The sequence below is a fragment of the Luteibacter sp. TLI7-4A genome, from assembly GCF_056754745.1.
The window spans coordinates 233,371-245,768 of the sequence record NZ_JBPGWO010000001.1; the positions used below are offsets into that span (position 1 = coordinate 233,371).

At 67.5% G+C, this 12,398-nt stretch carries 13 protein-coding genes; 12 read left to right on the forward strand and 1 reads right to left on the reverse strand.

Annotated features, from left to right (window positions below):
• Nucleotides 1–120 precede the first annotated feature (120 nt).
• The gene (locus ACR9Y6_RS01105) at nt 121–1,152 is read left to right on the forward strand and encodes a zinc-dependent alcohol dehydrogenase family protein (RefSeq protein WP_481279607.1); all 1,032 of its coding nucleotides are present in this window, start codon (nt 121–123) and stop codon (nt 1,150–1,152) included.
• A 63-nt stretch (nt 1,153–1,215) separates the two neighbouring features.
• Entirely contained in the window at nt 1,216–1,659 is a 444-nt protein-coding gene (locus ACR9Y6_RS01110; RefSeq protein ID WP_481279608.1) for a DUF4442 domain-containing protein, read from the forward strand.
• On the opposite strand, the gene trxA is transcribed toward ACR9Y6_RS01110, so the two are convergent.
• Nucleotides 1,660–2,532 (reverse strand): thioredoxin, encoded by an 873-nt coding sequence (trxA, locus tag ACR9Y6_RS01115; protein ID WP_481279609.1) that lies wholly within the window; start codon nt 2,530–2,532, stop codon nt 1,660–1,662.
• 171 nt (nt 2,533–2,703) lie between these two features.
• Between trxA and ACR9Y6_RS01120 the strand changes: the two genes are divergently transcribed.
• The 10 genes from ACR9Y6_RS01120 (at nt 2,704) to rlmH (ending at nt 12,398) form a co-directional block, all read left to right on the forward strand.
• On the forward strand, nt 2,704–3,315 hold the full coding sequence (locus ACR9Y6_RS01120) for a paraquat-inducible protein A (protein WP_481279610.1): 612 nt from the start codon (nt 2,704–2,706) through the stop codon (nt 3,313–3,315).
• Nucleotides 3,312–3,932 carry a paraquat-inducible protein A gene (locus ACR9Y6_RS01125; RefSeq protein ID WP_481279611.1) on the forward strand — a complete coding sequence of 207 codons (621 nt, stop codon included), beginning with the start codon at nt 3,312–3,314 and terminating at the stop codon, nt 3,930–3,932. Before ACR9Y6_RS01120 ends, ACR9Y6_RS01125 begins: the two co-directional genes overlap by 4 nt.
• A complete protein-coding gene (locus tag ACR9Y6_RS01130; RefSeq protein ID WP_481279612.1) occupies nt 3,929–5,608 on the forward strand; it encodes a PqiB family protein in 1,680 nt (559 codons plus the stop codon). The genes ACR9Y6_RS01125 and ACR9Y6_RS01130 overlap by 4 nt, the downstream gene beginning before the upstream one ends.
• The gene (locus ACR9Y6_RS01135) at nt 5,605–6,198 is read left to right on the forward strand and encodes a PqiC family protein (RefSeq protein ID WP_481279613.1); all 594 of its coding nucleotides are present in this window, start codon (nt 5,605–5,607) and stop codon (nt 6,196–6,198) included. Before ACR9Y6_RS01130 ends, ACR9Y6_RS01135 begins: the two co-directional genes overlap by 4 nt.
• Before the next feature lie 219 nt (nt 6,199–6,417).
• On the forward strand, nt 6,418–9,159 hold the full coding sequence (leuS, locus tag ACR9Y6_RS01140; protein WP_481279614.1) for a leucine--tRNA ligase: 2,742 nt from the start codon (nt 6,418–6,420) through the stop codon (nt 9,157–9,159).
• A gap of 2 nt (nt 9,160–9,161) precedes the next feature.
• Entirely contained in the window at nt 9,162–9,713 is a 552-nt protein-coding gene (locus ACR9Y6_RS01145; protein ID WP_481279615.1) for an LPS-assembly lipoprotein LptE, read from the forward strand.
• A gap of 9 nt (nt 9,714–9,722) precedes the next feature.
• Entirely contained in the window at nt 9,723–10,733 is a 1,011-nt protein-coding gene (gene holA / locus ACR9Y6_RS01150) for a DNA polymerase III subunit delta (RefSeq protein WP_481279616.1), read from the forward strand.
• Nucleotides 10,730–11,371, forward strand: a complete 642-nt coding sequence (gene nadD / locus ACR9Y6_RS01155) for a nicotinate-nucleotide adenylyltransferase (protein WP_481279617.1) — start codon at nt 10,730–10,732, stop codon at nt 11,369–11,371. The genes holA and nadD overlap by 4 nt, the downstream gene beginning before the upstream one ends.
• Nucleotides 11,372–11,533: 162 nt before the next feature.
• Nucleotides 11,534–11,920 (forward strand): ribosome silencing factor, encoded by a 387-nt coding sequence (gene rsfS, locus ACR9Y6_RS01160; RefSeq protein WP_371024808.1) that lies wholly within the window; start codon nt 11,534–11,536, stop codon nt 11,918–11,920.
• Nucleotides 11,921–11,927: 7 nt separating this feature from the next.
• On the forward strand, nt 11,928–12,398 hold the full coding sequence (gene rlmH / locus ACR9Y6_RS01165; RefSeq protein WP_306850077.1) for a 23S rRNA (pseudouridine(1915)-N(3))-methyltransferase RlmH: 471 nt from the start codon (nt 11,928–11,930) through the stop codon (nt 12,396–12,398).

Below are 12,398 nucleotides of genomic sequence, written 5' to 3' on the forward strand. Positions count from 1 at the left end.
GATCCATTAGAAGCGATGGGGATGCCGTTCGCAAGGCGGCGCCCCAGATGATGCAGGTCAACCTGCCCGCTGACCGCCAGGCGCATGCTGGCGACCACGACGACGAGGACGAGGCGGTCGATGGCTGCGATGACAACCGATGGCGACGGCGCGGCGGCTCGCCAGGGCAAGCGGGCCATGGTGCTGGAAGCGGTGGGAACCCCCCTGCGGCTGGTGTGGCTCGACTCTCCCGCGCCAGGTCCGGGGGACATCGAAGTGCGCGTGGAGGCATGCGGCGTTTGCCGGACCGATCTTCACGTGGTGGATGGCGAGTTGCCCGAAGTGCGGCCGCCCGTGATACCCGGGCACGAGGTCGTCGGCAGGGTCGTGGCGATGGGTGCCGGGGTCGACGCTTTCCATATCGGTGACCGGGTCGGCATTCCGTGGCTGGGCGGCACCTGCCAGGTTTGCGAATTCTGTCGCGAGGGCAGGGAGAACCTGTGCGACGCACCGGAATTCACGGGATACACGCGTCCGGGCGGTTTCGCCAGCCACGTCGTGGCCCACGCGGCGTACTGCGTACCGCTGCCGACGGATCGGGACGCGGTGGCCCTGGCGCCACTGCTGTGCGCGGGCCTGATCGGGTGGCGATCCTTGCGCCGTGCAGGCAGTGGGCGATGCCTCGGGTTATACGGTTTCGGTGCGGCCGCTCATCTCGTTGCCCAGATGGCGCTCGCGGAAGGACGCACGGTTTATGCCTTCACCCGCGAGGGAGACGTGGCCGCGCAGGATTTCGCACGATCCCTCGGCGTGTCATGGGCGGGCTCGTCGCTCGGCGGCGCTCCCACTCCGCTGGATGCGGCGATCATCTTCGCGCCCGACGGCGACCTGGTGGTACGTGCCCTGCGGCAGGTGAAAAAAGGCGGCAGGGTGGTGTGCGCAGGCATTCATATGTCCGATATCCCCGGTTTTCCCTATCGCTGGCTTTGGGAGGAACGCGAGATCGTCTCCGTCGCCAACCTCACTCGTGACGACGCGACGTCGTTCTTCGGATCCCCCCTTGGCGCCGGCTTGCGGGCCACCACCCGTACCTACAAGCTCGAAGAAGCGAACCATGCATTGGACGACCTGCGTTCCGGACGTCTCAGCGGAGCGGCCGTCCTCGTGCCTTGAATCGCCGCTATCGTTTGAAACGGGGGTCTTGCGCGGAGGGCGGTGGCCGATAGCATGGGCGCCATGAACGCACCCACCTTGCGGCGCATCCTCAACGCCTGGCCACCTTTCCTGTTCACCGGAATCCGGGTGGTGCGGATGGACGATTACCGGTACGCGAAGGTGCGCCTGAAACTCGCCTGGTACAACCGCAACTACGTGCGCACGCAGTTCGGCGGCAACCTTTTTTCCATGACCGACCCGTTCTGGATGATCATGGTGCTCAAGAGTCTCGGCAACGACTACATCGTATGGGACCAGGCAGGGGAGATCCGTTTCGTCGCGCCAGGTCGCGAGGATGTCTATGCGGAGTTCCGCGTCGAGGAATCCTTGCTCGACGAGCTGCGCGCCGCCACCGCGAACGGCGAGAAATGCCTTCGCTGGTTCGACACCGATGTCCGCACGGCATCGGGCGAGCTCGTGGCCACGGTGCGCAAGCAACTCTACGTGCGGCGCAAGCGCCGCTGATCAGAACAGCAGCGATGCCATCTTGCGGCGATACGCGCCAACCAGCTCCGCGTCGTCGATCGTCGCGAACGCCGCGAGCAGCCGCTTCTTCGCCTGTCCTTCGTTCCAGTCGCGCTGGCGCTTGAGGACATCGATGAACTGGTCGAGGCCCGCCGGGGCGTCGCCTTCGATCAGCAGGCGCACACCAAGCAGGTCGCGTGCCTCCCAGTCGGAATCGTTGGCCTGCACGCGTGCCTGGAGCTCCGCCAGCGACGGGGCACCGGCCAGCGCGCGGGCCAGTTCCAGTTGACTGCGCAGGCGTACCGCGCGGGCGTCGGTCGCGAGGTTGGCGGGCAGGGCGTCGAGTTCGGCCTGGGCCGGTTCGACCTGGCCGGCGCGCATCAGGGCCAGGGCGAGGTCGAGCTTCAGTTCGGCGCGATCCGGTTCGGCGGCGATGGCCTGCTGGAGGCGGTTGATGGCTTCCTCGGCGGTTTCAACCGGTGCCGGCGCGATGTCTTCGTCGTTGGCCGCATCGGCCGGTTGCACGCCGTGACGGGTGAGGAACTCGCGGATCTGGCCCTCCGGCAGTGCGCCGGCGAAGCCATCGACCACCTGGCCACCGCTGATCAGGACCACGGTGGGGATGCTGCGGACACCGAACATGGCGGCCAGCTGCTGTTCGGCATCCACGTCGATCTTGGCCAGGCGGAAGGCGCCGTTGTACTCGGCGGCCAGCTTTTCCAGGATCGGCCCGAGCGACTTGCAGGGGCCGCACCATTCGGCCCACAGGTCGACCAGGACGGGGGTCTGGAGCGACGCGTTGATGACGTCGTTCTCGAAACCGGCCGTGGTCGCGTCGAAGACATGTTCATTGCGGGTCTGGGCGCTGCTCACGGAAGGCTCCTGGGACAAGGTGTCGATGCCCCGGTAAGTCGGGGAAGGGCGGGAGCATATCAAGCCCCCGGGGCCTTTTAGGACTACTCCTATCCACCGCGTCATGCGCCGTTTACGCGGATTTGCGATCATATGGCGCGGGCCGGTGCGGCCTCGAAGCGCCGGGAAGGCATGCATAACGCCCAGGAACTGATCGTCTGCGAACACTGCGACTCCGTCTACCGGAGGCGCCCGCTCGCCCGTGGGGAGGTCGCCGACTGCGTCGTTTGCGGCGCCGTGCTGGAACGGCACCAATGGCTCGGCGTGGAAGCGCAGTTCGCCCTGATCGTCGCCGCGCTCATCGTCTTCGTCATCGCCAATGTCTCGCCCATCGTCACGCTCGGCCTGTCCGGGATGACCGCGGCCACCACCCTGTGGGGCGCGGTGATCGCCATGTGGAACGATGGCGCCCAGGTGGTGGCCTTTCTCAGCGCGATGACCCTGTTCTTCTTCCCGCTCAGCCAGATACTGATCTTCGGCTGGGTGCTCTGGTTCGCCCGCGACGGGCGCCGTGCACCGGGTTTCGCCCAGGCCATGTCGACCCTGGTCAGGGTGAAGCCATGGAGCATGATCGAGGTGTTCATGCTGGGCACGCTCGTCGCGGTGGTCAAGGCGCATACCTATTTCGACGTGGTGCCGGGGCCGGGTATCTGGGCCTTCGGCTTCCTCACCTTGCTGGTCACGTTGTTCTCCAGCCACGACCCGCGGCAGCTCTGGGACATCACGCGGGAGGCGAGGGCATGAACGCGCCGCCGCGGGCCAGCGAGCTGGGCATGATGTCCTGCCATGTGTGCCGGCTGGTCACGGCGTACACGGACGATCCGCACGCGCACTGCCCACGCTGCGGCAACGCCCTGCACGCGCGCAAGCGCGGCAGCATCGCCCGCGCCTGGGCCTTGCTCGCGGCGGCGGCGATCTTCTACATCCCGGCGAACGTGTTCCCGATCATGCGCACGCAGAGCCTCTCGTCGAAGGACGACAACACGATCCTCAGCGGGATCGCGGAGCTCTGGCGGGCGGGCTCCCCCGGCCTCGCGGTCATCGTCTTCACGGCGAGCATCATCGTGCCCGTGCTGAAGTTCGTCATCATGGGTTACCTGCTGGTGTCCGTGCAGCGTTCCAGCGGGTTCGTCGCGAAGCAGCGTGCGCGGTTGTACCGCTTCGTGGAACTGGTCGGCTACTGGTCGATGCTCGACGTGTTCGTCGTGGCGATCCTGTCGGCCCTGGTCCATTTCAAGATCCTCAGCCGCGTCGAGCCCTTGCCCGGCGTGGTCTATTTCGGCGTGGTCGTCGTACTGACGATGCTATCGGCCATGAGCTTCGATCCCCGCCTGATCTGGGACAACAGGAAATCGCAATGAGCGACACCAACGTAGGAAACACGCCTCCGCCGGAGGACCTGCCGCAACCGGTCGTGCGCCGGTCGAAGATGGGCTTCTCGCTGATCTGGCTGGTGCCCATCGTGGCCGCGCTTGTCGGCATCTCGCTGCTGGTCAACCATTACATGTCGGCCGGCCCGCGGATCACCGTCACCTTCCTCACCGCCGAGGGCATCGAGGCGGGCAAGACCCAGGTCAAGTTCAAGAACGTGGTGATCGGCAAGGTCACGACGATGCGTCTCTCGCGCGACCGCACGCACATCACGGTCATGATCGACCTCGAGAAGGATGCCAGCGCCTTCGCCACCAAGGGCACCCGTTACTGGGTGGTGCGCCCGCGCATCGGGGCCAGCGGTGTATCCGGCATCGATACCTTGCTCTCGGGCGCCTTCATCGGCGCGGACGCCGGCGATTCGGACGAGGAGCAAAGCGACTTCACGGGCCTGGAAACACCACCGGCGGTGACCCATGGCGCGCCCGGCCGACGGTTCGTCCTGCATTCCTCCGATCTCGGCTCGCTGGATATCGGTTCGCCCGTTTATTACCGCCGCATCCAGGTCGGCCGGATCGTCTCGTACGAGTTGGACAAGGACGGCAAGGGCGTCTCGTTGCAGCTCTTCATCGACGGGCCCAACGATCGCTTCGTAGGAAAGGACACGCGCTTCTGGAACGCCAGCGGCGTCGACGTGTCGCTCGGTGCCGACGGGTTGAAGATGAACACGCAGTCGCTGGCCACGGTGATCGCCGGCGGCGTCGCCTTCCAGGATCCGCCGGGGCCGCATGACGAAGCGCCCGCGCCGGAAATGGCGGAATACACCCTCTTCAGCGACCAGACCACGGCACTGGCACCGCCCGACGGCAAGCCGCGTTACATCCGCATGCGTTTCGAACACTCGCTACGCGGGCTGACCGTCGATGCTCCCGTCGAACTGCTGGGCGTCAAGGTGGGCCGCGTGGTCTCGGTGAACCTCGACTACGATCCGAAGACACAGACCTTCCCGGTCATCGTCGGTGCGCTGGTCTACCCGCAGCGCCTGGGCCAGGCCAACGAGAAGCTGGCCAAGGCCGTCGGCGGCGACGAGGACAGCCTGTTCCCGCGGATCATGGGCGGGCTGGTCGCGCACGGACTGCGTGCGCAGGCGCGCACCGGCAACCTGCTCACCGGCCAGCTCTACATCGCGCTCGACTTCGACCCGAAGGCGCCCAAGGTCGCGTTCGACGAAAAGGCCAAGCCGGTGGAGGTGCCGACGACGCCGGGCGATTTCGACCACTTGCAGGAACAGCTTTCCAGCATCGTCGACAAGGTCGAGAAGATTCCGTTCGACTCGATCGGCAAGAACCTCGACGGCAGCCTGAAGGAGCTCCAGGGCACCTTGAAGCAGGTCAACGGCGAGCTCCTGCCCGAGGCGAAGAAGACCTTGCAGGGCGTGAACCGGACGGTTGGCACGGCCAACGACGCCTTGTCCGAGAATTCGCCCTTGCAGCAGAACATCGCCAACACGCTGGAGGAATTGCAACGCACCGTGCGTTCGGTCCGCGCCTTCACCGATTACCTGGGACGGCATCCGGAAGCGCTGTTGCGCGGTCGCGGCGCCGACGCGCCGCCGAAGATCAATACCCCGCCGTCCACGAAGCAGGGCAAGGAAGAACAGCCATGACGCATACCCTCCGCCTCGCCGGTGCCGCCATCCTGATCGGCTCGCTGGCCGCCTGCGCCTCCGCGCCGACCCACTTCCACACGCTGGTTCCGCCGTCTGCGCCGATGCCGGCGGCTTCCGCCGCCTTCGTCATCGACGTGCAGCCGGTGGCCGTGCCGCCCCAGGTCGACCAGCCGGCGCTGGTGTTGCGCCAGGGCGCCAGTGGCATCGCCGTGCTCGATGGCGAACGTTGGGCCTCGCCGTTGGGCGACGAGATCCGCGGCGCGCTATCGGCCGATCTGGCGGCGCGGCTGGGGACCCACGACGTGCACGGGTTGCCACGGGCAAAGGACGCCCGGGTCGTCGGCGTGCGGCTCGATGTCCGCCGGTTCGATTCGGAAGTGGGCGGCAACGCTACGCTGGAAGCCTCCTGGTCGGTCCGTGGCGCCGAGGGCGTCGCCGCGAACTGCGCGTCGCGCGTCGCCGAACCTGCCGGCTCGACGTACGGCAGCCTGGTCGAGGCCCACCAGCGCGCCCTTGGCAAGGTGGCCGACCAGGTCGCCGCGGCCGTGCGCGCCGTGGCCGCCGGCCAGAACCCTCCCTGCCAGTAGCCGGGGGAGCGCCGGTGAGCCGCTCAAGGTGGGAGCCGACCTTGTCGGCGATCCCGCGCAGCGGGCCAGGTTACGACAAGCACCCATCGCCGACAGGGTCGGCTCCCACCTCAAGTGGCCTCAACACTTGGCCCGAACGGCCCCGTGGGATAGTCTCCCGCGATTGACCGCCGCGTTTTTCCTTGCGGCCAACCGAGCATTCCATTGGTACCGAACTCCATGCAGGACACCCACGATCAGGGCACGCGCGAGCAGGGCGGTTACGCCCCGGACGTCGTCGAGACGGCCGCCCAGCGCTTCTGGAACGAAACCCGCGCCTTCGAGGTCACGGAAGACACGTCCAGGCCGAAGTATTACTGCCTCTCGATGCTGCCGTACCCGTCGGGCGCCCTGCATATGGGCCACGTGCGCAACTACACCATCGGCGACGTGATCAGCCGTTTCCAGCGCCAGCAGGGCAAGAACGTGCTCCAGCCGATGGGCTGGGACGCCTTCGGCCTGCCCGCCGAGAACGCCGCGATCAAGAACAACACGGCGCCGGCGAAGTGGACCTACAAGAACATCGAGCACATGCGCGAGCAGTTGAAGCGCATGGGCTTCGCGTACGACTGGACCCGCGAGGTCACCACCTGCAAGCCGGAGTACTACCGCTGGGAACAGCAGATGTTCACCCGGCTGATGAAGAAAGGCCTGGTGTACCGCAAGAACAGCGTCGTGAACTGGGATCCGGTCGACCAGACCGTGCTGGCCAACGAGCAGGTCATCGACGGCCGGGGCTGGCGCTCCGGCGCGGTGGTCGAGAAACGCGAGATCCCGCAGTGGTTCCTGAAGATCACCGCCTACGCGCAGGAACTGCTCGATGGCCTCGACACGCTGCCGGGCTGGCCCGAAGCGGTCAAGACCATGCAGCGCAACTGGCTGGGCCGGTCCGAGGGCCTGGAGATCACCTTCGACGTGGATGGCCAGGACGAGCCGCTCACGGTATTCACCACCCGGCCGGACACGCTCATGGGCGTGTCCTACGTGGCGGTGGCCGCCGAGCACCCGATCGCCACGCGCGCGGCCGAGGGTAACCCGGGCCTCGCGGAATTCATCGAGAGCTGCAAGGCAGGCGGCGTATCCGAGGCCGAACTGGAAACGCAGGAGAAGCGCGGTTACTACACCGGCATCGACGCCACGCATCCGCTCACCGGTGAAAAGGTGCCGGTATGGGTCGCCAACTTCGTGCTGATGGGCTACGGCACCGGTGCCGTCATGGCCGTGCCCGGGCATGACCAGCGCGATTGGGAGTTCGCGCAGAAGTATTCCCTGCCGATCAAGATGGTGGTGGTCGACCGTGGCGTCGTCGACGCCGTCGCGGAACTGAAGCGCGATCTCGCCGCCGACGGCACCGACACGGTGCAGAACGCGCTGGATGGCGGCTCCTCGGACGCTTACCAGTCGTCCGCCGCGGTCGAGACGATCAAGACCTTCGAGAACGACATCCAGACCGCCGGCGCGTACACCGACTACGGCACGCTGATCAACTCGGGCGAGTTCGACGGACTGGAATTCAAGGCGGCGTTCGATGCCATCGCCGCGAAACTCGAGGCCGCCGGGCGTGGCGAGCGCCGGGTCAACTGGCGCATCCGCGATTGGGGCGTCAGCCGCCAGCGCTACTGGGGTTGCCCGATCCCGGTGATCCATTGCCCTGCGTGCGGCGCCGTGCCGGTGCCCGAAGACCAGTTGCCGGTGGTGCTGCCGGAAGACGTGGCCTTCTCCGGCGTGCAATCGCCGATCAAGGCCGATCCGGCATGGCGCAAGACCACGTGCCCCACCTGTGGCGGCGCCGCCGAACGCGAAACCGACACCTTCGATACCTTCATGGAATCGAGTTGGTATTACGCGCGCTACACGAGCCCCGGTGCGAACGGGCAGGTGGACGAACGCGCCAACTACTGGACCCCGGTCGACCAGTACATCGGCGGCATCGAGCACGCGATCCTGCACCTGTTGTATTTCCGCTTCTACCACAAGCTCATGCGTGACGAAGGGCTGGTGGACAGCGACGAGCCGGCGACGAACCTGCTCTGCCAGGGCATGGTGATCGCCGAGACGTACTTCCGTAAGGAAGCCGACGGCTCCAGCACCTGGTTCAACCCGGCCGATGTCGACGTGCAGCGCGACGAACGCGCGCGCATCGTCGGCGCGGTGCTGCGGGCCGACGGCAAGCCGGTGGAAATCGGTGGCGTCGAGAAGATGTCCAAGTCGAAGAACAACGGCGTGGACCCGCAGTCGATGGTCGAGAAGTACGGCGCGGACACCGTGCGCCTGTTCTCGATGTTCGCCGCACCGGCGGACCAGTCGCTGGAGTGGAACGAAGCCGGCGTGGAAGGCATGGCGCGGTTCCTGCGCCGCCTCTGGCGCGATATCAACACGCATGCCTCGTCCGTCGCTTCGGGCGAGGACGCCGCGGGCGAAGCCGCGCGCAAGACGCTGCGCCGCCAGTTGCACGAGACGATCCAGAAGGTGGGCGACGACATCGGCCGCCGCCAGTCCTTCAATACGGCCATCGCCGCGCTGATGGAACTGCTGAACGCGCTGGGCAAGTTCGACGACGCCAGCACCCAGGGCAGGGCGCTGCGCCAGGAGGCCTTCACGGCCATCGTCCAGCTGATCAACCCATTCACCCCGCATGTCTCCCATGCGCTGTGGCAGGTGCTCGGGCATGGAGAGACCCTGGTCGAGGACGCCGGCTGGCCACAAGTGGACCCGGCGGCGCTGGTCCGCGACTCGCTGACCTACGCGGTGCAGGTGAACGGCAAACTTCGCGCTACCATCGAGGTGCCGGCATCGGCCTCGAAGGACGAGGCGGAAGCCATGGCGCGGGCCGAACCCAACGTGGCCCGCTTGCTCGAAGGCCAGACCGTGCGCAAGGTGATCGTCGTGCCCGGCAAGATCGTCAACATCGTCGCAGGATAACCATGAGCCCGAACCTCCTTCGTTCGCTTCGCATCGCCGCGCTGGTCTCCATCGCGGCCCTGGTCAGTGCCTGCGGCTTCCACCTGCGCCAGAGCGCGGCGTTGCCACCGGGGATGAAGAAGATCCATCTCACGGTATCCGGCGGCGGCAAGCTCGAACGCGAGCTCACCCGGGCGCTGGAGAATTCCGACGTGACGATCGTGGACAAGCCCTCGATCGACGCGGCCGAACTGGCGGTCACCTCGAACACGTTCCGCACCGATTCGCTGACCGTCAGCGGCACCGCCCGCGTCACGGAATACGCGGTGCGCTACCACGTCGACTTCAACGCGAAGGCGGGCGACGGCACGATCATCATCCCGTCGCAGGCGGTCGATATGTCCCGCGAATTCAGCTACGACGCGACCAATACCATCGGTACCGCGAGCCAGACCGAAGAGCTGCAGCGCAGCCTCATCGGCGACATGGTCCAGGCGATCCTGTTCCGCTTGCAGGCCGCTGGCGCGCATCCGGCCATGGCGGCGCCCGCGCAGGCGCCAGCCACCTCGAACTGAGCCGGCGGCGTGCCCTTCAATCCCAGCCAGTGGCAGAAGCATCTCGCCGGCGACCGCATGGCGCCGGTCTACCTGCTGGCCGGCGAGGAACTGCTCGTGCTGGAAGCGGCCGATGCCGTGCGCGCCATGGCGCGCCGGCTCGGTTACTCCGAGCGCGAGGTGCTGGAGGCGGACAGCCGCTTCGACTGGGACGATCTCGCCCGTGCCTCGGCGGGCTTGTCGCTGTTCGCGACCCGGCGCCTGCTCGACCTGCGCCTCGCCGGCGGCCGCGCGGGCAAGGATGGCGGCGCGGCGATCTCTGAATTCGTGGCCAATCCGCCGCCGGACACGACCTTGTTGATCACCGCCACCGAGTGGAGCAGCAAGCACGAGGCGGTGTGGACCAAGACGGTCGACCAGGGCGGCGTCCAGGTGGTGTTCAACGCCCCGCGGCCGCATGAATGGACACAATGGATCGGCGCGCGACTCGCCTCGCGCGGCGTCAAGGCCACCCCCGACGCCGTGGCGATGCTGGCCGAGCGCGTGGAAGGCAACCTGTTGGCCGCTGCCCAGGAGGTGGACAAGCTCGTCGTCCTCGCCGGCGATCAGCGCCTCGACGCCACGACACTGGAAGGTCTCGTCGCCGATAGCGCCCGCTACGACGCATTCAAGCTCACCGACGCCGCCTTCGCGGGTGAGGGAGGACGCGCCTTGCGCATCCTCGCCGGCCTGCGCGCGGAAGGCGACGAACTCATCGCGCTCATGGGTTGGCTGGTCAACCAGCTGCAACTCGCCATGCGCCTGGCCAATGCCCGTGATTTCGGCGCGCAGGCCAAGGCCGAACGTCTCTGGCCCGCGCGTGAGCAACTCTTCCGCAAGGCGCTGCGCCGCGCGCCGCGCGAGCACTGGATGGCTTGCCTCGCCCGTGCCGCGCGCATCGATCGCATGGCCAAGGGCCGCGAGCAAGGCGATCCCTGGCTGGAAGCCGAAAGGCTCGTTGCCGCCATCGCCGAGCCGCGCGCGGCCACCGTGTTCGCATGAGCCGGCCGCGCCCGCTCGCCATCCTCGGTGGCACCTTCGATCCGGTCCATCACGGCCACTTGCGGGCCGCCTGGGAGGCGGCCGAGGCGCTCGACGCGGAGGTGCGCCTGGTACCCGCGCGCACGCCGCCGCACCGGCCGCCGCCGGTCGCCGATGCCAGCGGCCGCGTCGCCTTGCTGCGCGCGGCGCTCGGGGGACAGGATCGCCTCGCCATCGATACCCGCGAACTGGACCGCGACGGTCCCTCTTACACGGTCGACACATTGGCCTCCCTGCGTGCCGACATCGGGCCGGAGCGGTCGCTGGTGCTCCTGGTGGGCGCCGATGCGTTCGCCGGACTGGCGTCCTGGCACCTTTGGCGGGAACTGTTCGCGTTCGCCCACGTGGGCGTGCTGACGCGGCCCGGGACGACCCACCCGTTGTCGGGTGAGCTGGCGGCTTTCATCGCCGGGCGCCGGGTGGAACGTTTGAGCGGGCCATCCGGACAGGTGGTCGACATCGCGATCACGCCGCTCGACATCGCCGCCACGGCGATCCGCGAGTCCTTCGCGGCGGGTGGCGAACCGCGCTTCCTGATGCCCTCGGCGTGCTTCGCGGACGAGGCCTTGCTGGCGCCGTATCGCGCCCTCGGGCGCTAATCGCCGACAGGGTCGGCTCCCACCAGGCAGGCAGCGGCGCCCTGGTGGGAGCCGACCCTGTCGGCGATGCCTTTTACCTGCCCAGGCATTTGACGCACCCCAGACCCCCCGGGGTTATACTCGTCCCAACCCCGGCATTCCGCCGCATGAGGTTTCCGTATCTTGAGTTCGACCGCATCCCGCAAGGCCAAGTCCGCCGCCACCAACGAACATCTGCGTCAGCGCGTGGTTGCCGCCCTCGAAGACCTCAAGGCCAAGGACGTCCGTGAAATCGATGTCCGCGGCAAGACCTCCATCGCCGACATCCTGTTCATCGCATCGGGCACCTCCGCCCGTCACGTCAAGTCGATCGCCGACGAAGTCATCAAGTTCGCCAAGGAGGCGGGCGTGATGCCGCTCGGCGTCGAAGGACAGACCGAAGCCGAATGGGTGCTCGTCGACCTCGGCGACATCATCGTCCACGTGATGATGCCGCGCATCCGCGAGTTCTACGGCCTGGAGCGTCTCTGGACCGTCGGCGACGACGGCGCCGAAGCCGCGAACGCCTGAGCCCGCCGTGCGGGCTCGCCTCATCGCGGTCGGCGAACGCATGCCGGCCTGGGTGGCCGAAGGCTTCGCCGAATACCGGAAGCGGCTGTCCCACGATTTTCCCCTCGAACTGGTCGAGATAAAGCCCGGTGCGCGCGGCAAGGGCCGCGACGACGCACGGGCGACGCTCGACGAGGGCGTCGCCATCCTGGCGACGCTGCCACGCGACATCCACGTCGTCGCCCTCGACGGGCGCGGCAAGGCGTGGTCCAGCGAAGACCTCGCCCGGCAGCTGGAGCAATGGCGCATGGGTGGACGCGATGTCGCCTTCCTCATCGGGGGCCCCGACGGCCACGCGCCCGAGGTGCTGGCCCGGGCGGACCAGACCTGGTCGCTGGGGCCGCTGACATTGCCGCACATGCTTGTTCGCCTCGTGCTGGCCGAGCAGCTCTACCGCGCCACGACCCTCGTGGCAGGCCACCCCTATCACCGCGCCTGA

What these genes read in the sequence shown, in the direction of transcription:
- ACR9Y6_RS01105 (WP_481279607.1), top strand. Translation starts at nt 121, where the DNA reads ATGGCTGCGATGACAACCGATGGCGACGGCGCGGCGGCTCGCCAGGGC.
- ACR9Y6_RS01110 (WP_481279608.1), top strand. Translation starts at nt 1,216, where the DNA reads ATGAACGCACCCACCTTGCGGCGCATCCTCAACGCCTGGCCACCTTTC.
- ACR9Y6_RS01120 (WP_481279610.1), top strand. Translation starts at nt 2,704, where the DNA reads ATGCATAACGCCCAGGAACTGATCGTCTGCGAACACTGCGACTCCGTC.
- ACR9Y6_RS01125 (WP_481279611.1), top strand. Translation starts at nt 3,312, where the DNA reads ATGAACGCGCCGCCGCGGGCCAGCGAGCTGGGCATGATGTCCTGCCAT.
- ACR9Y6_RS01130 (WP_481279612.1), top strand. Translation starts at nt 3,929, where the DNA reads ATGAGCGACACCAACGTAGGAAACACGCCTCCGCCGGAGGACCTGCCG.
- ACR9Y6_RS01135 (WP_481279613.1), top strand. Translation starts at nt 5,605, where the DNA reads ATGACGCATACCCTCCGCCTCGCCGGTGCCGCCATCCTGATCGGCTCG.
- leuS (WP_481279614.1), top strand. Translation starts at nt 6,418, where the DNA reads ATGCAGGACACCCACGATCAGGGCACGCGCGAGCAGGGCGGTTACGCC.
- ACR9Y6_RS01145 (WP_481279615.1), top strand. Translation starts at nt 9,162, where the DNA reads ATGAGCCCGAACCTCCTTCGTTCGCTTCGCATCGCCGCGCTGGTCTCC.
- nadD (WP_481279617.1), top strand. Translation starts at nt 10,730, where the DNA reads ATGAGCCGGCCGCGCCCGCTCGCCATCCTCGGTGGCACCTTCGATCCG.